At 54.2% G+C, this 22242-nt stretch carries 16 protein-coding genes, 1 tRNA gene and 1 pseudogene; 10 read left to right on the top strand and 8 right to left on the bottom strand.

Annotation, left to right across the window (positions count from 1 at the left end; translation table 11 throughout):
- Positions 1-101 precede the first annotated feature (101 nt).
- Together BN3911_RS16055 and BN3911_RS16050 are read right to left on the bottom strand one after the other, a co-directional pair.
- Positions 102-1046 (bottom strand): radical SAM protein, encoded by a 945-nt coding sequence (locus BN3911_RS16055; RefSeq protein WP_066867382.1) that lies wholly within the window; start codon positions 1044-1046, stop codon positions 102-104.
- Between the two features lie 210 nt (positions 1047-1256).
- Positions 1257-1811, bottom strand: a complete 555-nt coding sequence (locus BN3911_RS16050; protein ID WP_066867380.1) for a hydrolase — start codon at positions 1809-1811, stop codon at positions 1257-1259.
- A 732-nt stretch (positions 1812-2543) separates the two neighbouring features.
- Here BN3911_RS16050 and BN3911_RS16040 point away from each other — a divergent pair.
- A tRNA-Leu gene (locus BN3911_RS16040) sits at positions 2544-2630 on the top strand.
- Between the two features lie 465 nt (positions 2631-3095).
- Here BN3911_RS16040 and BN3911_RS16035 read toward each other — a convergent pair.
- The 4 genes from BN3911_RS16035 to BN3911_RS16020 all read right to left on the bottom strand — a co-directional run bounded on the left by BN3911_RS16035 (position 3096) and on the right by BN3911_RS16020 (position 7918).
- Positions 3096-5588 carry an ABC transporter permease gene (locus BN3911_RS16035; protein WP_066867376.1) on the bottom strand — a complete coding sequence of 831 codons (2493 nt, stop codon included), beginning with the start codon at positions 5586-5588 and terminating at the stop codon, positions 3096-3098.
- Complete coding sequence (locus BN3911_RS16030) at positions 5585-6268, bottom strand: ABC transporter ATP-binding protein (RefSeq protein WP_066867374.1); 684 nt, start codon at positions 6266-6268, stop codon at positions 5585-5587. The genes BN3911_RS16035 and BN3911_RS16030 overlap by 4 nt, the downstream gene beginning before the upstream one ends.
- A 69-nt stretch (positions 6269-6337) precedes the next feature.
- Complete coding sequence (locus BN3911_RS16025) at positions 6338-7243, bottom strand: sensor histidine kinase (RefSeq protein WP_066867372.1); 906 nt, start codon at positions 7241-7243, stop codon at positions 6338-6340.
- Between the two features lie 12 nt (positions 7244-7255).
- Positions 7256-7918 carry a response regulator transcription factor gene (locus BN3911_RS16020; RefSeq protein WP_308211528.1) on the bottom strand — a complete coding sequence of 221 codons (663 nt, stop codon included), beginning with the start codon at positions 7916-7918 and terminating at the stop codon, positions 7256-7258.
- A 325-nt stretch (positions 7919-8243) separates the two neighbouring features.
- Between BN3911_RS16020 and BN3911_RS17670 the strand changes: the two are divergent.
- Positions 8244-8345: pseudogene (locus tag BN3911_RS17670) on the top strand (recombinase family protein); the annotation flags it as partial.
- 366 nt (positions 8346-8711) lie between these two features.
- Here the strand turns inward: BN3911_RS17670 and BN3911_RS16010 are convergent.
- Together BN3911_RS16010 and BN3911_RS16005 are read right to left on the bottom strand one after the other, a co-directional pair.
- Positions 8712-9764 carry a sensor histidine kinase gene (locus tag BN3911_RS16010; protein WP_066867366.1) on the bottom strand — a complete coding sequence of 351 codons (1053 nt, stop codon included), beginning with the start codon at positions 9762-9764 and terminating at the stop codon, positions 8712-8714.
- Complete coding sequence (locus BN3911_RS16005; protein WP_066868101.1) at positions 9752-10420, bottom strand: response regulator transcription factor; 669 nt, start codon at positions 10418-10420, stop codon at positions 9752-9754. Before BN3911_RS16005 ends, BN3911_RS16010 begins: the two co-directional genes overlap by 13 nt.
- Positions 10421-10582: 162 nt before the next feature.
- Here BN3911_RS16005 and BN3911_RS16000 point away from each other — a divergent pair, with 162 nt between their 5' ends.
- From BN3911_RS16000 to BN3911_RS15970, 8 genes are all read left to right on the top strand, one after another.
- Positions 10583-11956, top strand: coding sequence for an ABC transporter permease (locus BN3911_RS16000; protein ID WP_066867364.1), 1374 nt, complete (start codon positions 10583-10585; stop codon positions 11954-11956).
- Between the two features lie 16 nt (positions 11957-11972).
- Positions 11973-12659 carry an ABC transporter ATP-binding protein gene (locus BN3911_RS15995; protein WP_066867363.1) on the top strand — a complete coding sequence of 229 codons (687 nt, stop codon included), beginning with the start codon at positions 11973-11975 and terminating at the stop codon, positions 12657-12659.
- Positions 12656-12802, top strand: a complete 147-nt coding sequence (locus BN3911_RS17435; protein ID WP_187127778.1) for a CD1871A family CXXC motif-containing protein — start codon at positions 12656-12658, stop codon at positions 12800-12802. The genes BN3911_RS15995 and BN3911_RS17435 overlap by 4 nt, the downstream gene beginning before the upstream one ends.
- 9 nt (positions 12803-12811) lie before the next feature.
- On the top strand, positions 12812-13798 hold the full coding sequence (locus BN3911_RS15990) for a 4Fe-4S binding protein (RefSeq protein ID WP_066867361.1): 987 nt from the start codon (positions 12812-12814) through the stop codon (positions 13796-13798).
- Positions 13795-15060 (top strand): TlpA disulfide reductase family protein, encoded by a 1266-nt coding sequence (locus tag BN3911_RS15985; RefSeq protein ID WP_066867359.1) that lies wholly within the window; start codon positions 13795-13797, stop codon positions 15058-15060. The genes BN3911_RS15990 and BN3911_RS15985 overlap by 4 nt, the downstream gene beginning before the upstream one ends.
- A gap of 559 nt (positions 15061-15619) precedes the next feature.
- The gene (locus BN3911_RS15980; RefSeq protein WP_066867357.1) at positions 15620-16111 is read left to right on the top strand and encodes a hypothetical protein; all 492 of its coding nucleotides are present in this window, start codon (positions 15620-15622) and stop codon (positions 16109-16111) included.
- A complete protein-coding gene (locus BN3911_RS15975; RefSeq protein ID WP_066867356.1) occupies positions 16108-19347 on the top strand; it encodes an S-layer homology domain-containing protein in 3240 nt (1079 codons plus the stop codon). Before BN3911_RS15980 ends, BN3911_RS15975 begins: the two co-directional genes overlap by 4 nt.
- 104 nt (positions 19348-19451) lie before the next feature.
- Positions 19452-22175, top strand: coding sequence for an S-layer homology domain-containing protein (locus tag BN3911_RS15970; protein ID WP_066867354.1), 2724 nt, complete (start codon positions 19452-19454; stop codon positions 22173-22175).
- Positions 22176-22242 lie beyond the last annotated feature (67 nt).

The raw sequence follows: 22242 nt of genomic DNA, 5'->3' as shown, positions 1-22242 counted from the left end.
GAAAACAGAAAATCCGCCCAGCGCAGGGCGGATCAATGGAAAGGCCGAACCTTTTGAATAAGGTTCGGCCTTCTGGGGTTATTCAGCACGAAATGGAACGTTCAGCCACCGGCCAGCTGCTCCGCAAGCGTATGGCAGATTTCACAGACCGACCAGTAGGAAGAGGGGTCAAGCGCGATCCCTCTGCATTTCGCATAGCTGAGGAGGGCGGCCACACCGCCCTCCAAAACGGCGCGCATCCCTTCGCTGGCCCGGGGATCGTAGCGGGAGACAATTTCAGCAATATCGCCGGTATAGAGATTGCCGATGACAAAGCCGCAGACCAGGACGTCCCCGTTTGGAGCGATAGAAAGGGAGGACACGTCCGTCAGCGGGGCGGTGTACGGCATGGAGCCGCATTTCACGGAAAGGTCCAGGGGCTGCCTCTCGTAGTACGCCTCCAGATACTCCCTGGCGTTTCCTTCCAGCACAATGTTGTTCCCGGAGGAGACCGGGAGATTCAGATCCCCAAAGGCAGAGAGGATTTCCCGTGTCTTTTCATTGTAGGGATTCCTATGAGATTGGCTGACCACCCAGGCGGGATGAAGCTTTGAGGGGATTCCGGCGGCTATGGCGCAGCGAGCAAAATGGTGAACAGCGTCCAGCGGAATGGTCTCTTGGTGGAACGCGTCCACGGAGAGGAGCAGCTGGGTCAGGCCTGCTTCCGCCAAGCTTTCGGCGGTGCGCCGGACTGTTTTGGAATCTTTGGAGAAATACCCGTTTGTGATGAGTTGGCGCGTGGGAATGCCGCGTTCTGCCGCTTTTCTGTGGACTGCGCACACCACGTCGGGATACAGCAGAGGTTCCCCGCCGAAGGTCATCACCGAGGAGATGGGAAAAATCCGGGAAAGCGTTTCAACGGCCTGTACGGTTTTATCTGCGGAAAGATGGCTCTGCCCGCCCCGGTTCAGCTTTGGCGCGACGGAGCAGTGCCTGCATTTGCCGCTGCAGCGATAGGTCACAATAAATTCAATCCGGTTCAGATTCAGAAAACTGTTTTTGTTCATCGCAATACCTCTTTTCCATGTTGCGTAGATTCGGACGTCGGTACAGCGATCCGGCAGCGGGGAGGGTTCTCTCAGTACAGGGCGCCGCCAGAAACAGGCTGTACCGAGCAGTTACTTCGCATGGTTTTTCTCATGGCTTTGTACAACATCCTTTCGGGAGCATTTATGCCCGTCGGTACGGCGTCCTTTCCGGCCGCGCAGGGGGAAAGGTTACTGCTGTTCGGCGGCTGTCATGGCTGCCAGCGTTTTTGCAGCCAGCTCAGGGACCGTGAGGCCCAACATCTCAGCGCCCTGCGCAATCACCTCGCGGGAACAGCCGGCTGCGAACTTTTTGTCTTTGAATTTTTTCATGACGGACTTTGCCTCCATACCCTCAAAGCCGGTGGGGCGCATCAGGGCAGCGGCGCCGATCAGCCCGGTAAGCTCGTCCACGGCGAAAAGGTATTTTTCCATCAGGCGTTCCGGCTCCACCTCGGAGCATAGGCCGTAGCCGTGGCTGACGACTGCATGGATCACGCTTTCATCGATGTCCAGCTCCCGCAGAAGTTCCTGCGCTTTTGAGCAGTGCTGTTCAGGCCACAGTTCAAAGTCGATGTCGTGCAGGATGCCCACGGCAATCCAATAGGCCTCGTTACCGGGATCGTACTCTCTGGAAAGAACCCCCAGAACTTTTCCTACCGTCTCTGCATGGTGGATGTGGAAATCTTCCTTGTTGTATGTTTTCGTAAGCTCTAAAGCCTGTTCCGGCGTAGGAATATAACTCATGCGGCGTTCCTCCAATTGTTATGATAGCAGATGGCGTCCGGGTAAAATGTTTCGTTTTTCCGGCTCGTTTGCATCTATTATACCAGCACGGCAGAAAAAGTCGAGGGTTTCTTCGAAGTTCCAGGACAGGTAGCATGGCCTCTTTACAAGTGCTGGTAGAAGGTGTAAAGAAAATTAGAAAATCTGCCTGAGGGGGCTGGTTTGTATAGGTCTGTTTGGCGTCGATACCTCTCTGGAATACAGGGCGCTGCTCCCCTGGGAAGGGGGAGAGGAATGTTGGGACGCCGTAGAGGAACGCTGCCAGGAAGAGTTCCGGACCGGCGAAAGCGGGGAACTGCTGATACAGGGCGGCAGGTTTTTAGATTTCGCGGGCCAGTATGGAAGAGCAATACAACCTCTATCCTGAAACAAAATCGGGGAGAGCCCGCTGTAACGGCGGACCCTGCTCTGCGGGACTCCGCAATTTGGACTCCCATATACTCTGCTCCGCTTGGTTTCCGAATTACCGTCGGAACCATTTGGCTGTTTTCCTTTCAAGAGAAAGGGAATAGAAAAAACTTGAAAATTTATCAGAAAAGAAGTTGACAAGTTTCGCACCCGATGCTATAATATTCAAGCGTCAAGTGAAAAGCTTGGTTGCATCGCAAGGCAGACTCGAGCGCCTTGCACCGGTTTTTTAGTTTTCTTTTCCGTGTTCAAACGTTAGCAAACGTCCAAAAGAAAACACAATATGCGGGTATGGCGGAATTGGCAGACGCGTATGGTTCAGGTCCATATGAATGCAAGTTCATGCAGGTTCAAGTCCTGTTACCCGCACCACGAGGAATGTAATCTTATTTGATTACATTCCTTTTGTTTTTCTTGATATAACAGGCATTTTAGGGCGCACTCAAACCCTAACTAAGTCCTATAAGAACACTCGTAACTTGACCATCCATTAATTTCACTAACTTTTTCGTGTAAATCCTATAGTACCACCTGCACCATAATCAGCATCGTTGAATTTGACAGTGCTGATTTTAATATACCGTTCATCTCCTAGGGCAATATAAGTTTATCGTTATGAACACCCGCACAAATACCACAAATCTGAACCTTGTCCCCGTTGGGGGCAAGGTTCAGATTTGATTTATTGATAGAAAAAATGTTTTTATTCAAGCTGTCGAAAGGCTAGAAATAGTAAAAAGATGCATCAATACTAACTTCCATGGATTTGTCGTTCCAAATAGCCGATCAAAATATATGGCACGATAGGAATAGTTTTCAGGAAGAATGGCTCAGATGTTATTCCTTTTCCCGCAACCGTTCGATAAGCGTTGCCTTTGCAATGGAACGATAGATGATTTCCGGAACAATGAGGCAAACGGTAAATATCATCAAAAACACTAAGCCTACCGGAAGAATCGGGTAAGTAAACGTGGCGTAATCCACCTGGAGTTTGAACAGGGTGAAAATGCCATAGACAGCCCCATTGCCTAAGGTAGCACTTAACAGCAGTGTCATAACAGCATAGCCTAATCCCTCAAAGAGCAGCATCCGGCGCACCTTTCTTTTTTCCATGCCGATACTTTCCAAAATAGCCAATTCCATTTTTCTCACCGTAATATCCATAGACATGACGTTGATGAAATTCAGGATTCCGACAAAAGCAAGGAGCAGCGCCGCCCCGCCGCCCAAAACGAGCATCACCGTCCGGGCACCGGACATCACAGATACCGCCTCTATTTTGGATACTCTTCTGATTGCGGAATTGTTGCCGGAAATTTGCTTTAAGGCTTCCAGCGCCTGCTTCTCATATCCGTCCGCAACATCGATCCGAATTTCCCGTATGGCGGGAGAGTGATAAAGACTGCTCAAAAAAGATTTGGATACAACAATCGTGGGGGCCAAGCTGCCGTCCGACTCCAAGGATTGGGGCGCAAAGCCGCCAAAAGGAATCTGGACTTCCGTACCGTGGGAAGGATTTTCTCCGTCTGTGCTCAACTCCATGGGTGTGACATGAAGCTGAGAAACCCGGGGAAAATAAGCGGGATTGTCTGTTGCGATCAAGGCGATTTCACCGCGGTCAAAGGCGGAAATATCGATTTTTTGATCCGCAGCACTTTGCAATTCTGTCAATTCCATTCCATCGATTCCCACCAAAAATCCGATAAAGCTCTTACGGATATCCTCTTCGGTGAAGGCTTCCTTGCCTTCATACAGCTTTTCCAGGCGGCTCTCTGCGTATTCGCCGAATTCCTCTGGAGAATAGCCGAGCTGCATATACTCCTGCAGCAGGGTGTGACAGCTTTCCAGGCCGGGCAATGCGGCTATTTGCTCCATAAAAGAATCGTCGAAAGGCTGGGCCGGCTGATCGCTGAATAGAGATTGATCGTATAGCACGAAGTCATTTTGATAAAGCGAATCAATATATTGATCCACTCCCATGCTGTAGGCCAAGGTTGTAACAGCAGTGAAGGCGGTAATCCCCAAAAACAGGCTGAGCAGCACCACAGCGGCACGCTTCCTGTTTCTAAAGATGTTGCGCAAAGCCATTTTATATGGTTTTCCATGGGCGGGCCGATGCAAGTGCGGTCTGCTTATGCCTGTGAATTTTTGTGCTTCCACGGGGGAAACCTCCGCCGCCTTTTTTGCCGGAAGAAATGCGCCCAAAAGTGAGGTGCACAGAGCGAAGGCCGCGGCGCCAAAATAGATAATGGGAGAAAAAGACAGCACCGCTCCGGTAGACACGAACTTCCATGCGCCAATTGCCGCCGGAATCGCAATGACAGAAAACAGAAAAGCGGCAGATGCGCCGATTGGGATGCCGATCATGCACAGGCGCAGGATTTGTCCAACCACGAGACGCTTTAACTGCTTTGGCGTGGTCCCCAATGTTTTTAAGAGTCCGTAAAAGCGTACATCTCTGGACACTGAAATGTAGAGAACGTTGTAGATCAACAGGTAGCCGGTCAAGATAAAAAAGACGGCGACAGCGCCCAACGCCAACAGCATGGGAACTTGCGCTTCCTCGCCTCTCTCGTTTGACTGGGAGACCGCTGCGGCCTGATCCGCCGGGATATCGAGATCAAGCTTCAGCCTCTCAAAATATTCTGAAACCTGTTTTTCCTCTACAAATAGAATATCCGCCGCAAGGTATTTTTCCCGGGAAGCTTCAAACTTCTCCGCAAAAGCTTCGGAAACCAAGAGACTATCCGTTTGAGTCATGAGAGAATAGCTGGTAAACCAGCCGGAAAGGCGAAAAGTTTTGTTTTGTAAATCATTTTCCTCGCCGCCGGGGCAATAGGAAAGAGGAATTTCCATTCCGACAACGGGCTCATGTATGCCCAATAAATCCAGCGCCCCACGGGAGGCCATGATCTCATCCTCCGCCTGTGGGTAATCTCCCATGATATCCGTATTTGCCGGGGCGCGAAACTGTTCCCAATCCGTTTTGTCGAAGAAATGCAGAAAGAGATAGGCGCCGCCCATTTCCGGCGTGTTTCTGATATCGGCTACTTGGTAGCCTGTACCCACACTCTTCACATAGGGGAGCTGCTTGAGCTGCTCCAGCTGCGAGGCTGTCGGGCGACCGACCGCGGCATGTGCTGTGGTCCCGCTGAGCCGCAGTTGTTCCATTTTCACCGAATCTAAGATGCTGAAGCCTATGCTGAATATAGAACCCAGCAGCAAGGTGGTGAGAGCGATTGCAGCCACAAGAAAAAAATTTCTCTTTCGGTTGGCCTTGAGATTGCGTCGAATCAGCCTGTGAATCACGGCAGTATTGTTGTTTTTCATCGTCTACCGCACCCTTCCCGGATCATCTTCCCATCCTCAATATGAATGATCCGGTCTGCAAGCTGGGCAATCTGCTCATTGTGGGTAATCATTATGATAGTTTGGTGAAACTGTGTAGAGGTCAGTTTTAAAACGCCCAATACATCCTGGCTGGTTTTGCTGTCCAAATTGCCGGTGGGTTCGTCTGCCAACAGGATAGACGGTTTTGTAGCAAGAGCCCGGGCGATCGCTACTCGCTGCTGCTGGCCGCCGGAAAGCTCATTTGGAAAATTACCGCGTTTTCCATCCAAGCCCAAGGTATTTACAATTTCACTTACAAAATCGGTATCGATTGTGTTGCCGTCTAGCTCGATCGGCAGCACAATATTTTCGTAAACATTCAAAATCGGAACGAGATTATAGTTTTGAAATACGAACCCGATATTCCGCCGGCGGAATATTGTAAGCTGTTCGTCAGACATCCCGTTCAGTTCGTGCCCCTCCACAACGACATATCCGCTGGTGGGCTGATCAAGACCGCCGAGCATATGCAGCAGCGTACTCTTACCGGAGCCCGATTGCCCAACCACGGCAACAAATTCCCCCGTTTCCACGGTTAAATTCACACCGTCGAGAGCGCGAACCATATTCGGCTCCCTTCCATAATACTTTTTCAGTTCATGGGTTTCTAATAATGGCATCGATCACACACCCCTTTCGTGTGTTTTATCTTACCCGGGAAATCTTACAGGCTCCTAACAGCTTTCACCTTATTTCTTACAGTTTTGCAAGAACATGGAGAAGGTCGTATCCTTGTTTGGCTCGGAATCGACCAGAATATAACCTCCTTGCTTTTCTAAAATCAAGGAGGCCAGGTAAAGGCCCAGTCCGGCCCCATCTGTCATTTTTACGTTCTTTCCCCGGTAGAACCGTTTGAAGATGGAATTCCATTCTTCGGGCGCGATTCCAACCCCATGGTCTGTAAAATTGATCTTTGTATAAAGGGGCAGTGCTTCTACAGAAATACAAATTTTACTGTTGGCTTCCGAATATTTTACAGCATTTTCCAGAACATTTGCCATGGCTTCCACAGTCCATTTTCTGTCGTGAAGCAAAGGGGTATCCATAAAGGGTTCCGCCTGAATCGAGATGTTCTTTTTGGCAGCTGCGGCCAACACCATACTGATGCTGTCTGAAATGGTTTGTTTGATCCCGGCTGGAACGGGAGCGAGTTCAATGGCGCCGACTTCCAACCTTGACATTTTGATCAGGCTGTCCATCAGCCAGCCCAGCTTTTCCGTGCCGGCTTTTATACGGGTAAAAAACTCCCGCTGTTCTCCGCTGGAAAGATTGCCCTCCAGCAGTAAATCGATATACATAGAGATGCTGGAAAGCGGCGTTTTCATCTGATGAGACATATCAGACAGTAAGCTTTGTATGGTTTGCTTTTCCTGCCCCAATTGGACAACGTCGGCACTGTTCATTTGAACTATTTTTATGGCCTTATGTGTCAGTTTGGAAAGCCGGCTGTCCAATTCTGTTTCAAAGGAGAGACCGGCTTTCTGAGCCAGAATGCTGTCGAATATAGTATCAATGGCCGCATATGTCTTTTGAATATACCGCCAGCTCAAAAATACGCTCAAAACGCAGCATAATGCCGCGAGGCAAATTGTCATCGCGAGAACCACTTATTGACCTCCATTCCACACATAACCGATACCGTGTATGGTCTTAATCACTTTCGGATGTTTGGGATCGACCTCTATTTTGGAACGTAAGCGGCTGATGTTCACGGACACCGTGTTTTCATCAACAAAATTGCCGTCGTTATCCCATAATGCAGATAAGATTTGCTCTTTTGAAAGTACCTGTCCGGAGTTTGCCATCAAATAGGACAGCAGTCTGTATTCGGTGGTACTGATTGCTATCTCTTCTTTTTCCCGGTAAAACTTACAGAGATTTGTGTTCAGCCGGTAGATGCCGTCCTGTATCACAGAATCAGCGCTTGTCTCTGTGCGGCGAAGAAGGGCTTCTGCCCTGGCTCTCAAAACAGAAAGCGAAAACGGTTTTATGACGTAATCATCCGCGCCGGCCAACAAACCCGATACTTGATCTGTCTCTAAATCTCGGGCAGTAAGCATGATAATCGGCATAGTAGAGCCTGAACGAATTTCTTTGCAAAAAGTGATTCCGTCTCCATCTGGTAAACCAAGATCCAGAATCATCAAGTCTGCCTTGTGCAGTTTCAGCAAACTCTTTGCCTTCGCAATGGTATTTGCCGATAGTATTTGATAACCGTCCCTTTCAAAAGCAAAAGCAATCCCGCGGCTCAGGTTCTCGTCGTCTTCCACAATTAGAAAACACTTCATATTCTATCCCCATTCGCTGTCCGATTATTTTTGATTCCGGCAGTCCTAAGGCTTTTCCGCTTTCCTGGAAATCGTCCGCATGCGGCTGCAACGCCCCGCGCTGGGAACACGGTTTTCTTCACAAAGCTTCTGCGCTCTTCGTTCTGAAATTCCCCGTTTCTCAACAGCTGTCCTGTCTCAGTTAATTTAAATTATTATATACCGGATGACTGAACAATAACAACTGCAATATGTCATCTGAATTGCACTTTGTCGCGGGATAAAATGTAATTAAAGGAAACTCTGCTGAAAATGATGGAAGGTAAGAATCCATGAACGCGGGAACTATGCCCGGTATTCTTCTGATAACCAGCGGAAAGAAAGCATTGAGGGTCAGCTTCGGAAATGTAAGGCATATGCCGAAAAGAACAGCACAGGGCATCCTTTAGTTCTGCCGCCTGCTTTTCCAGTCTTTTCTGTATCTCTCGCAGTTCTGTCTCGTTGGTGATGTCAATAAAAATTGTGAGATAGATCGGCTTATCATCCTGCCAGCCAACACAGATCATACTCGTCTGAAGCCAGACGTCCTCACCGTGCTGTCCATCCGGGCCGTAAGGGAGACAGGCTCTCCTCTTAAAAGTTCGTCCCAGTGGACCGCCAAAACGTCCAGATTTTTCTCCAAATCTCTTCGATATAGCTTATTTCCGGGTTCCATAATATCGTCCCCAAAAAAACTGCATAAATTTAAAAATTACCATGCGCTGGAAAATTGGAGGACAGACCCACAGGTGCGTGTTTAGCGCCCCGCGGATATGAGGGGAAACGCCAAAATGAACTCACTGCCTTGTTCTTTATAACTGCGGACCCGGACAAAGCCGTCACATAATGTGCAGACGTGCTGGACAAGGCTCAGGCCAATTCCGTAACCGTCCTTGTTTAAAGCCCTAATTTGATAGCCATGCTCGAAAATCGGTTCCTCTTCCTCCTCGCTCATACCGTGGCCGTGATCCCGCACATGGAGCAAAACGCTGTCGTGCTGCTGCTCCAAGGTCACCACGACTGGGTTTCCGCCCCCATATTTGACGGCGTTGTCCAGTAAATTATCCACGGCCCGCCGCAGCCACTGCTCCTTCCCCAGAATCGTATAGGAGCCGTCTTCGTCAAACTGAAAGGTTAAACTGCGGCACACCCCCTGGTAGGCGTCACATTCCTCCGCCGCAATCAACGCCAGGTCCACCGTCTCCCGGCTGGTGTCCCGGTGTGCGGAGATCGTGAGAATGTCGTCCACCGATTGGGCCAGCTTGTCGATGTCCTTGACCAGTAGCGGATCGGATGCCGGATTGAGCCGGGCTTTGATCAGCATGATTAAATTCTTTTGCTCGTGGGCGATGAAGGAGTGGAGCCGCCGCTGGTCTTCCTCATATGCGGAAAGCCGTTCATGGATGCCCTGATACTCTTCTTTCAAATCCATCTCACGGACGCGATCCAGCTCCGCTTCCGTCAAGTCACGCAAATCGCTGGCAATGACCCTGTTGTGCCTGCGCTCCAGGGCACGGACACCTAACAGCAGCACGCAGGAAAACAACAGGACCAGCAGGCATACTGCGGCAATCAACATGGGCAAGTAGCGGAAAAAAGCCGCCCGGAAGTAGTCATGGAGCTCCGCCGAAGTGATGGAGTTGTCCGGAACGGCCTGCCCACTTCGTGTGTAGAACAATATCTTCGGCAGCTCGCTGGTATCCGCGCTGGAATTACGCACGAACAGGTAAAAACACAAGACGATGCACAGACTGAGCAAGAGGGTATAACCTGCAATCAGAAGCCAGGTCCGCTTTTTTACTCCAGACACAGATAATACCCCTTTCCTTTTTCGTTGCACAGGATGGATGTGCCTCCTGTTTTCAGCTTTTTCTTGATATTCGCCATGTGGACCCGGATGACTCCGGAAAAGGGATCGAAATCCTCGTCATAGACATGCTCTGCCAGTTCCTCGTTGGAGATGATCCGGGGGTGACAACTGGCCAAGTATTCCAAAATGTCGAATTCCTTGGCGGAAAGGGGAATTTCCTGCCCGTCCAACGTGACATGCCGGGTAGCCGGATCGATTGACAGTCCGCCGATGATAATTGCCGGATTAGCCCGGCCACGAAACCGACGGATCACCGCCTGGATGCGGGCGTCAAGCTCAACGAATACAAAGGGCTTCGTGATATAGTCGTCACTGCCGAGCCGCAGTCCTTTGACCCGCTGTTCCAGTTCACCCCGGGCGGTTACGATCAGCACGGGCACGGAAAGCCCCCGGTCCCGCCAATCCTCCAGCAGGCCGAAGCCATCCCGGTCCGGCAGGTTCAGGTCCAGCAGGACCGCATCGTAATCGTTATCTGAAATTTTTAAGTCTCCGTTTTCTCCGTCATAGGCCACGTCGCATACGTATCCAAAGCCGGACAGTTTCTCCTTCATCAGGTCCGCCAGCTCCCGGTTGTCCTCAATCACCAATAAGCGCATTGCCATCACCCACCATGATTTTAATAAATTTATAAAATAGTATACCACAGGCAATGTTAATTCTGCGGCAAGACGGAACAGTACTGAAAAACGCCTTGCTTTTGCGTTAACATTGCCTGTGCTATACTCAGGTCAATCCCAAGAGAAACGAGTGAACACCCGATGTATATTTTAAAAAATGCGCTTCAAAACCTGTTCCGAAACACAGGACGAAACCTTTTGACGGCAGCGATCTTTCTGTTGGTTATCACCATGAGCTGTGTGGCGCTGGTAGTTTACAACGGCTCCAACTCCATGGCGGAGCAGTATAAGGACCGGCTGAGCACCGAGGTGCTCCTGAACGTGGACGATAGGAAGGTCAGCGAGGCGGCAGGAGAGGACGATACATTCCGAAGGCCCACCCTCACCGACGAACTAATCCAAAAGCTGGCCGCCTCCCCATACCTGAAAAAGACGGTGTACAGCGCTCAGATGGAGGCCATCGCCGACGAGCTGAAGTACAGCAATCCAGTGGACAAACGGGACATCGAGATGCAGCGGGCGGGCGAGGACCTTGTAAAGACCCGCCGCCCCCAGTACTACCTCTATGGCTTCGAGGATGTGAGCCAGGCCGAGGCATTCCAGGGTGGAAAAGTCAAGCTCATCGAGGGGGGGTTCCCCACGGCGGAGGACGAATGCGTAATCTCCGACACCTTGGCGGAACTGAACGGCCTGAAGCCCGGAGATACTTTTCAAGCCAAGAGCATCTACTATACCGACAAGCAGGGCCGGGCCCTGGAGAAGATGACCCTCAAGGTCAGCGGCGTCTATCACTGGGACTATGACGAGGGAGAGATGAATGTCGACAGCGATATCTTCACCAAATACCGTCTTTTGACAGATCCGCGCTATACCTACGAGCCCGTATTCCAAGCCTCCTTTTTCCTGAAGAATCCCAGGGATCTGGACGCCTTCGCACAGGAGGCTTACGCCGCCGGCCTTTCTGAATACTACAAGTTGAGCACCGACGCCGTCGCCTACGACGCCTTTGTGAAGCCCGTGGAGCAGATGGGCACCATCTCGCTGATCTTCCTCTGTGTGGTCCTGGCGCTGGGCGCCGCCGTCCTGCTCATCCTCTCTTCACTGGTGGTGCGGGAGCGGAAATATGAGATCGGCGTCCTGCGGGCCATGGGCATGAAAAAGGGAAAAGTCGCGGCCCAACTGATCTTGGAGTCCGTGCTCATCATGGCGGTCTGCCTGGCCCTTGGCGTCGCCCTGGGCAGCCTGTTTTCCCAACCGATCACTGATCTGCTGCTCTCGCACCAGATGTCCCAGGCACTTGGTGGGCCGACCCTCGCCGGCGGAACAGGCGCGTACTCCTTCGGCGGACTGGCCACCGAAAACACGCCCATCACCCATATCAGCGCGGCACTGAGCCTCACCACCGTCACGGAGCTAGCGGGTATCGCCCTGGTCCTGACGGCGGCGGCAGGCGCGGTCAGCACCGCCTGCGCGATGAAATACGAGCCCATGCGCATCCTGCGCGAGCGGAACTGACAAAGGAGAAAACCACATGGCTGTTTTATCACTGAAAGACGTGGGGTACACCTACGAAAAAACCACGAAACCGGTATTCCGGGGACTGAGCGCGGACTTCGAGGCAGGCAGGGTCTACTGCATCGTCGGAAAATCCGGCGCGGGCAAAACCTCCCTGCTCTCCCTGTTGGCCGGTTTGGACACCTGCACGGAGGGGACGATCCTGTATGAGGGCGAGGACCTGAGCAGGCTGGACCGGGACGACTACCGAGCCAAAAAGATCGGCGTCGTCTTCCAGGGCTACAACCTGCTTCTCAATAAAAGTGCGTTGGAGAACATCGAGCTGTCCATGGCCATCAGCGGCGTCCGCCGGAAGGACAGCCGGGCCTATGCCCTGGCCCTGCTGGAGAGCGTGGGCATCGACGAAGAGACGGCGGGCCGCCGCGTGCTGAGCCTCTCCGGCGGAGAGCAGCAGCGGGTGGCTATCGCCCGCGCCCTGTCCCACGAGCCGGATCTTCTGCTGGCCGACGAGCCCAGCGGAAACCTGGACCGGGTGACAGAGAAGGACGTGATGAAGATATTGGTCGATTTGGCCCACTCACAGAACAAGTGCGTGATCATTGTGACCCATTCGCAGAAGGTCACCCGCTGCGCGGACGAAATCTGGGGGCTCAACAAGGGCGGCGGCCTTGTCTATATGGGGACGGGAGGGGAAGCCGGATGACGGAAAAGAAACGGCGGCGCATTGGCATCGCCTGCCTTGTCCTGGGCCTGGCATTCGTCGGGTTCGGACTTCTGCGGGAGGAGCACCTGACTGTGCTCAAAAAGGCGGCGGCCATCTGCTTGGAATGTATCGGTATCGGTTAAGGAGGGCGTATGAAAGTCAAAGAAAACACGGCCCCACGGCGGCCGAAAAAGGGTATCCGCCTCTGGATACAGATCATCTTCGCCGCGCTGACCAACGGCTATGTAAATGGGTTCCTCCAATCGAAAATCTACACCGGCCCCACGAAGGCTATCTGTGTACCGGGCCTGAACTGCTACTCCTGCCCTGGTGCACTGGGGGCCTGCCCCATCGGTTCCCTTCAGGCGGTCATCGGCAGCCGGAACTATCAGTTCTCCTTTTACGTCATCGGCATCCTGGTGGCGGTGGGCGCGTTCTGTGGGCGGTTCGTTTGCGGGTTCCTCTGTCCCTTCGGGTTGGTACAGGACTTGCTTCATAAAATCCCCGTGCCGAAGCTCAAAAAGCTGCCGGGAGAAAAGTACTTAAAGTATCTCAAATATGTTGTCCTGGCAGTGTTCGTCCTGATGCTGCCCATGTTTGCAGTAAACATCATCGGCCAGGGAGATCCCTGGTTCTGCAAGTGGATCTGTCCTTCTGGCACGTTGCTGGGCGGCATCCCCCTGGTGGCGGGGAACCCCGATCTGCAGGCTGCCATTGGCTGGCTGTTTGATTGGAAGGTCTTCCTGCTGCTGTCCATAGTGGTGCTTTCCATGTTCACCTACCGGCCCTTCTGCAAGTTTCTCTGTCCTCTGGGGGCGATTTACGGCGTATTCAATCCCATCTCCCTTTACCACTTGCGTCTAGACGAGGACAAATGCGTCAACTGCGGTCTCTGTGAAAAGACCTGCAAAATGGGCATTGATCCCCGGAAGACGCCCAACAGCCCCGAATGCATCCGCTGCGGCGACTGTGTCCGGGCCTGCCCCACAGGGGCCCTCTCCAAGGGCTTCGGCACGGGTAAACAAGCAACGGCGCCCGCCTGTACGGGTTCCTGCGCCTCCTGCTCCAAGACCTGCGCCGGAAGCTCCGGCTTAAAAGAAAATAGATATTCTGACAAAGGAAAGGAAATAAACAAATGAAAAAGCTAATGACCTTACTTCTGGCACTGGGCCTGATCGCCTCTCTGGCCGCCTGCGGCCCCACGAGTATATCCAACCCCAGCTCCACGTCCTCTCTCAGCTCTGCGTCCGCGTCCAACGATAGCGAGCCCCCCTCTCTGGACGACATCGTACAGCAGGATCCCGTTTCCGACGAGGAGCAGGCGCTGATGGAGCGCAGCGTCCGCTTTACGTCAGACAAACTGCTCAGCTATGATACATGGAAAAAGGTGATGGCGCTTCCCGGTGTGGAGTGTCAGAACCACATCTCAGGATATCTTGACGATGTGATGCTGGGCGATGAGAAAGACCTGCGCCTCAGCGGTGAGCCGGAGCTGGAGGAGGACGGCTTGTTCGTCACCTACAAGCTCACCGAGGGCAAGGTCCCGGCGGATGGTTCCACCGGCGGCTGCGTGATCCCCGCGTCCATGGCTCAGAAGATGGGCAAAAAAGTGGGCGACAAGGTGACGCTGGATACCCCTCTGGGCAAGGCAGAATATGAAATCACCGGCCTGTACGGATACAGTGAAAAAGGCGAGGTGGGCGGTCTCACCGAGGAGAACGCGCCGCTGTTCGAGATTTTTGTCACCCCCGAGGACATAGCCAAGCTGACCGGCGAGACCACGGACGGCTATTTTCTCGGCGGAAACGTCACCTTCGCCACCCCGGAGGAGGCAAAAAGCTTTGTGGAAGAGGCCAACAAGATTTTGAAGGACTCTGGCGATAAGGCGATGCTGGCCAGCGATTCCTCCGCCGAAATGTACTACGCGGACGGCGACGAGATGTTCACCAGTGTAGCGCTGGAAGGTACCGGTCTGGACGGCAGTGCCCTGCCGGAGGACCTGCTGGCAAAGAACGGGGTGACGATGGTGAACGTCTGGGCGACCTTCTGCAACCCCTGCCTGGCGGAGATGCCTCACCTGGAAGAGCTGAACAATGAATTTGCTAAGGCCGGGAAAAACTTCAAGGTCGTGGGTGTTGTGGCCGACGTCCTGAACGAAAAGGGAGAGACTAACCAGGATCTGCTGGACCTGGCCAAGGAGATCGTGGCCAAGACCGGCGTAACTTATCAGAACATCCTCCCCGGCGAGACGCTCCGGTCCGACACCCTGGCGAACGTAACCGCCTTCCCCACCAGCTTCTTCCTCAACGACAAGGGCGAGGTACTCAAGACCGCCATGGGGGCCACCACCAAGGATGATTGGGCAAAAACCGTGAACGAGCTTTTGGAGGATTTGAAGTAAGCTATCAGCAAAACAATTTAGTTCCCTCACAATTTGAGAAAATTTCTGTTTCTTGTATTCTATTTTTAACTTTCATTTTAAATGGAAATTTCGCTGATGCTTTCAGCTGCGTTTAATTTGTCAAAGGTTGTCGTCTCCAATTACCTGAAAAGTCATTCTTTCAGTTCAGCCTCCCTATTGGGAGGCTGGCACTTGTAAATCCGCCTTCCGTGTTCGCGTTTCACACAAGCCAGACGGCGGCTGTCAAACGGAAAACGCATCGACGGTTGGCGCCGCGCATACTAAAAGGCCGCTCAGTACGTACACCCCCTGTGCCGGTTCCAGGAAAGCGGCGGCTTTGATGGGAAAGAAGCATTTTATGTTCACAAAATTCCTCATTTGTCAAGCAAATACGGAAAAGAAAAAAATTAAATTTTGTTAATTTTCGTTTTTGAGAAAAAAACGAGTTATAATGAAAGCGCAAGCAGAGAAAACACCGGACGTCCCGCGGAAGCGGGCGCCGGTGCTTTCGCCGTTTTAGGGGACTTTTTTGCGGAAAAAGGAGGCGGGAATCCATGCAATGAGCGGGAAATACAGGATTGCGGAAGCGCTGGTGGAGTGGATGAAGCAGGCGGAGGAGCGGGGCGTGTACCTGGAATACCGGTTCTCGGGGGCCGCGCCCGTGCTCTGCGAAGCGGACGGAAAGCTGCTGGGAGAGATTGGAAGCGTGGTGAGCACCATGCTGGACGCCTGCGGCAGGCTGCCGGAAGCAGAGCGTTGGATGAGTTTAGAGCTGGACCGGGACGCGGAGGGCCTGCATCTATCCTGCACGGCTTCGGGAGACTGCGAGGTGGAGCCGGGGGAAATCAATTCCTCGGGGCTGCGGGCGGTGTTTCGCCGGGACGAAGACGGGACGCGGCTGGAGCTGGAGACGAAGGCCGAAGGAACAACAGGGAAAGACAGTCAAGGGGGTACCCCCTTGTGTTGTTGGAAAGAGAATTCTTTCCAACACAATCCCCTCTGGCTGGACAAACAGGAGGAGAGAACAAAACCAAAGGAGGAAACGATATGAAACAGATGGGAAGAAAGCTGATGGGACTGGCCATGAGCCTGGTGCTGCTGGCAGTGCTGCTGCCGGGGACGGCAAAGGCAGAGAGCGTACCGCCAACGGGCCCGGCGGGGCTGGATTTGACCGGTGAAGATGCAAAGAAAAGCATGACGTATGCCTATGGGGAGGGAACGGCAGAATGGGTTTACAGCAGCGACCCAAGTACAACACCCCACACCCTCACCCTCAGCGGGGACGGGGAAATAATCAACGCGACAGAGGGATTCGGCATTTTCCTTCCCGCGGGCAGCAAGCTGGTGGTGGCGGAAAACGCCCACTGGACGGTGAAGGGAGCAGACGGTGCATCAGCCGGTTACGACGGTATCCGTGTCAACGGAGACTTGACACTGGAGGTAAAAGGAAACGCTTCCCTGGATACCGCCGGAGGGACTTGCAGTAACACATATACGGGCGGACACGGCCTTTATGCAGGTGGCGAACTCACCGCGGAGGTGGAGGAAACCGGCAGTCTCACCGCCACAGGAGGGGATAGCCAGAAGTTCAGCGGCACTGGAATCGCGTGCGATTTGCTCCATCTGGCTAACAACGGGACGGTAAAAGCAAGCGCTGGGAAAGCTAACGGCGCATACTCCAGTATAGGGCTTAAGTCTTATTCCGGCGATGGAGTTTCCACCATCTCCGGCACGGGCCGCCTGCTCTGTATGGGGCTTACTGGGATTACCGTGCAAAAAAAGGTAAGCGGCCTCGCCGGCGCCCTTGAAATCACAAGTGGAACCGTGATCGCGGTGGGGCAGTCAAGTTACGGCGCCGAGACGCTCACCGGCACGGTGACGGTGAAATCCGGCGCGGCTCTCACCGCCGTGGGAGCCCAGAACGGCATTGAAGGCTCCGTATTGGGCGATGGCACGGTATTTCAGCTTACCGCCGCGCTGGGCGCGGATTTTGGCCCGGAGGATATTGTGACCGAGGACAAGAGCACCGGGCTGGATTTGAGCGAGGTGAAAAAAAGCAAGCTCTATACCAACGTGGGCGGCGGCACGGCGCTGTGGGAATACAGCAGCGAGCCGGGTACAACGCCCCACACCCTCACCCTCAGCGGGGACGGGAAAATCGAGGCGGAAGGGGACAACAAGGGCATTACTCTTCCTGCGGGCAGCCAGCTGGTGGTGGCGGAAAACGCCCACTGGACGGTGAAGGGAGCGGACAGTGAATCAGCAGGATACCATGGTATCTATGCCGACGGAGACTTGGAGCTGGAAATAAAGCAAAACGCTTCCCTGGATCTTGCCGGAGGGAATAGTAACGATACATTTTTTGGCGGATATTTTGGCGGACACGGCCTTTATGTGAAAGGCGCGCTCACTGCGGAGGTGGCGAAATCCGGCAGTCTCACCGCTGTTGGCGGGGACAGCAGCGTGACAGGCGGTTATGGAATCTGGTCCGGTTTGCTTCATCTTACCAACAACGGAACGGTGAGGGCGGCCAGTGGGAAAACCAAAGACGCATACTCCAGTATAGGGCTTTGGTCCTATTGCGGAGATGGATTTTCCACTATCTCCGGTACGGGCCGCCTGCTCTGTATGGGAGATCTCGGGATCACTGTGCAAAAAGAGGAAAGCGGCCACTCCGGCGCCCTCAAAATAAAGGGTGGAACTGTAATCGCGGTAGGGCAGTCCCTTAGCGGCGTATATATGTTTGGCGGCATGGTGACGGTAGAATCCGACGCGTCCCTCACCGCCGTAGGAGCCGAGGTCGGCATTAACGGCGCCGTATCGGGCGGGGGTAAGGTGTTTCAGTTTACCGCCGCGCTGGACGCGGATTTCGGCCCGGAGGACGTCGTGACCGACTATCAGTCTGAGGAACTTGACCTGACCGGTGTGACGAAAACCACGCTGTACACCAACGTGAGGGGCGGTATGGCGCTGTGGGAGCCCGGTCAAACGTCCAACCTTCTGACCCTGAACGGGGCTGGACTGTCCGGTGGCCTCGGCGGACTGCTCCTGCCGGCCGGGGAGAACGAAATCGCCCTCCTGGGGGAAAATATCATGGAGAGCGGCATCACCCTGGCGGAGGGAAATTCCAATTCCTTGACCCTTTCCGGTTCCGGCAGCTTGAAGCTTAGAAAATTGACGCCGGAAGCCATAGCCGTAAAGCCGCTTATCGGCACGGACAGCATAATCATCGCCGCGCCCGAGCCCGGCTGGTATGCCACGGCGGTGGCAGGGGCAAATGGATCCGACGCCAGGGGCATCCCCGGCAGCGTGTTCCGGGAGGGAACCGGAGGATATTACACCCTCCGAAACAGTGACCGCTATTTTGAGCTGAATTACCGTCAAAAAAGCGGGGTGTCGGAGCTCCTTCTGACCGTGGAAGGGGGCTTCGGCGGCGGGGTGTACGGGCAGGGAACCAACACCCCCATCGAGTATGAGGGCGGCAACCCCTACGTGACGTTTCGAAAATGGGAGCTTGCCGAGGGAGACGGGACTATAAAAAACCCGGGCCGTGCATCCACCAGCTTTACCATGGGAACAGAGGACGCGGTGGTAAAGGCGCTTGTGGACGAGGGCGGGCCCAAGCCCAACCCCGGCCCCACGCTGGAAACAGGGGAGCACCGGGTATACCTGCACGGATACGAAGACGGAACGCTTCGCCCCAACGGGACCTTGACCCGAGAGGAAACAGCCATGATCTTCTATAACCTGCTGGACGAGGCCAGCAGGGAAAAATACGAAACAGAGGAATGCCCGTTTTCGGATTTGAGAGCGGGGAGCTGGTCTTACAAGGCAGTGTGCACCCTGGCAAACGCGGGGCTGCTGAAGGGGGATTCCGGCGGGCTCTGCCGTCCCGGAGACCCGGTGACAAGAGCGGAATATGTGACCATCCTCACCCGGTTCGAGCCGGGGACGTATGAGGGGGAAGACCTGTTCCCGGACATTGGGAAACACTGGGCGCGAGGGAATATCAACTACGCCGCGTCCAAGGGATGGATCGAAGGGTATGAGGACGGGACGTTCCGGCCCGATGAAAAGATCACCCGTGCCGAGGCAGCAGCGGTGCTGAACCGAGCGCTGCTGCGCCTGCCGGAGTCGGAGGACGACCTGCTGCCGGGAAGAAAGGTGTTCCCGGACAATACGGATCCAAAGCAGTGGTATTACCTGATTCTGGAGGAGGCCGCAAATCCCCACGAATACCAGCGCAAGAGCGACGGCATCCACGAAAGCTGGACAGAGCTCAAGTGAACTATTGATCGAAATTATTTCAAGGGGGTACCCCCTTGAAAGGAGAGACTGCGTCTCTCCTTTCAATCCTCCCCCGATTGCCAAAAACAAGGAGGAACGTTGTGATGAAGCGAAGAATAGAAAAGTTGATTGCACTGATGCTGAGTGTCGTGATGCTGGCCGGCGCGCTACCCGTGTCCGCGTGGGCAGAGCAGACGTCCGTTTCCGATAAGGGAATGGACGTGGCGAACGCGGGAGATCCCGATAAAATCGCAGTGGGCGGGCTCATTTTGGACAAGGCCGGCCCTTATGCCAAGACCGATGAAGAGGGGCGGGTCGTTGCGGGGGACGTGGAGAATCACACGATCCATTGGGATGCCGATACCGGCACCCTGACGCTTCTTGGGGCTGCCATAAGCGCGTCCGATTTTTCCGGCCCGGCGCTGATTTCCGCGCACAGACCGGAATTGACAGTCGCGCTCAGCGGAACGAATACCATATCGGCCGACCGCAAGGGCAACGCAGACTTTTTCGCCCTTCAGAACACCGGCGGAATCTCCATAAAAGATGGGGAAGGCGGCCCGGGCTCGCTGGATATTGAAATCACCCGTAAAGCGGGTGAGACCCTGGGCGGGATTGCCCTGTCCGGCAGTTTCCAAAATGCTTCTACGATTCGGATTCAAATTTCCCAGAAGGCGGACAATGCCTCCTTTTATGGATATCTTTACGGAATCAAAGCGGACGGTCCCCGGTTTGTCAATAGCGGGACGCTGGAAATCGGCCTGTATAATGACAATTTAGACACCAGTTCCAATTCTGTCGTGATCGGCATCGGGACGGACATCTGGGCGGGCATGGATGAGCTGCAGAACAGCGGGCGGATTACCGTGACCGGCAGAACCACAAACGGCAATATTTTTGGGCTGTTTTCCGAGGGTTTGGGCTCCGGCCGTTGGGAAAACCAGAAGGGCGGTACGCTGGAGGCGGAGGTTTCCGCGTACGGCGGAAACGTGACGGACTTTCAGGAGGGTACTTACAAATACTCCAATTTTGCCTGCGGGGTTTATATGGCTGGAGATGCCGGAGAATCGCGGGAATTCTTGAACAATGGGGTGGTGACGGCCTCCGCGGAAAATACGGCGGAGAATTTCGATTCCGAGCAGGCCATGGGGATTTTGCTGGAAGGCCCGGGCGGGGGAAGCCTGGTCAATAACGGAACCATGACCGCTAAGGGGCTTGAGAGCAGCCACTCCTGCGGGATTGATCTGTTAAGCTATGGCGGCAGCGATTTGAACTTGACCAACCGGGGAAAGCTCGACGTTCTCGCCACCACCCGCGGACTGGTTTTTGATGGGGGCGATTTCCATTCGGTCGCCGTCGGAATCTGTCTCGATTTATACAACGAAGAGGGAGTTAAGCACCAAACTGCGCTGGTTCTGGAAAACGGCAGCACCCTGACCGCTTCCGCCATGGCCTCCGACTGGGTGGAGGAAGCGGAACGGAAACAGGTCACCGCTCGGGATTGCCAGGCAATCCTGTGTCAAAAAGTCTACAAAAAAACGAATCCGGGCTATCAGGAACCGCCCCAGGAAATCGTTTTGGGTGATAAACTGACCATCCAGGAAGGCGGCAAGCCCTTTGCCCTGCTCTTAGAGGAGCTGGTGCCGGACGAGCTTTGGGTCTATATCAATACCATTGGCATTGATGAATCGGAGGGGCCGGCCCAAACGGTTAAAATCGTTCCCCCGCATCCCTCCCAGCCGAGCCAGGCGGAACCTACAACGGAGAAAGCGCGGGGATGGAACAACATCCAAACCCAGCTGGATGGCACGGCGGACGGCGAAACCGTCACGGTGGAAATGAACGGAACCACGCAGCTTCCCGGCAGGATATTGGAGACGATTGCCGGAACGGGCGTGACGCTGGAACTCCATATGAACGGCGCCGTCTGGAGCATCAAGGGCAGGGAAGTCCCCGCCGGGGGTTCTTTCTCAGACCTGGACATGGGGATCAGCTGCAACGGCACGTCGATTCCCGCTGCGCTTCTTCGCGCAATGGCCGGGGAGCAGGAAACCATGCAGCTGGAGTTGGCTCATGACGGCGCGTTCGGCTTCCCGCTGACCCTCCGGCTGGAAACCGGAACGGAAAACGCCGGCCTTTGGGCGGACCTCTACGAGTATCAGGAAGCTGTGGAAAGCCTGCTTTACCTATCCTCCGCCCGCATCGGCGGGGACGGCAGGGCGGAGCTGCCGTTCCCGCACGCTTCCAGCTACGCGGTCGTCATCGGGGAAAATCCATTTGACGATGTAAAGCCTGGGGACTGGTTTTACAGCGCCGGGCGGTTCGCCCATCATAGAAACTTATTTTTTGGAACCTCCGAGACCACGTTCAGTCCGGAACAAACCATGACCCGGGGAATGCTGGCCGCGGTGTTGTGGCGGATGGCTGGCGAGCCGGAACCGCCGGAAAACCGGGACGATCCGTTTGTGGATGTGGACGCGGAGCAGTATTATGCGTCCGCCGTTTATTGGGCACGGGAAAACGGTATCCTGTACGGCGTCGGCCAGAACAGATTCGCGCCGGAGGAGCCTGTGACCCGGGAACAGCTGGCCACAGTGCTGTACCGCTATGCGGGCAGCCCGGAAACCGCCGGAGAGCTGGAAGGCTTTGCGGATGCGGGCAAAGTGTCCTCCTATGCCCGGAATGCGGTGGAATGGGCAGTGGAACGGAAGATCCTTGCCGGCAAGGGCAACGGCATTCTCGACCCGCGGGGTAGCGCCACCCGTGCCGAGGTGGCGGCAGTGCTGATGCGCTATGAAATGAGCAGGCTTTTATTGTCTCCGCAATAAAATTGCAGCAAACGATATCTGAGTTTGCATCTCAAGATACGAAAAAGCCCCTGTGTAGGAAATATTA

The organism is Neglectibacter timonensis (assembly GCF_900048895.1).
In the GTDB taxonomy this organism is placed as follows: Bacteria; Bacillota; Clostridia; order Oscillospirales; family Acutalibacteraceae; genus Acutalibacter; species Acutalibacter timonensis.
Note: the sequence above shows the minus strand (reverse complement) of the source record. Positions and strands in the feature narration are given on the sequence as shown.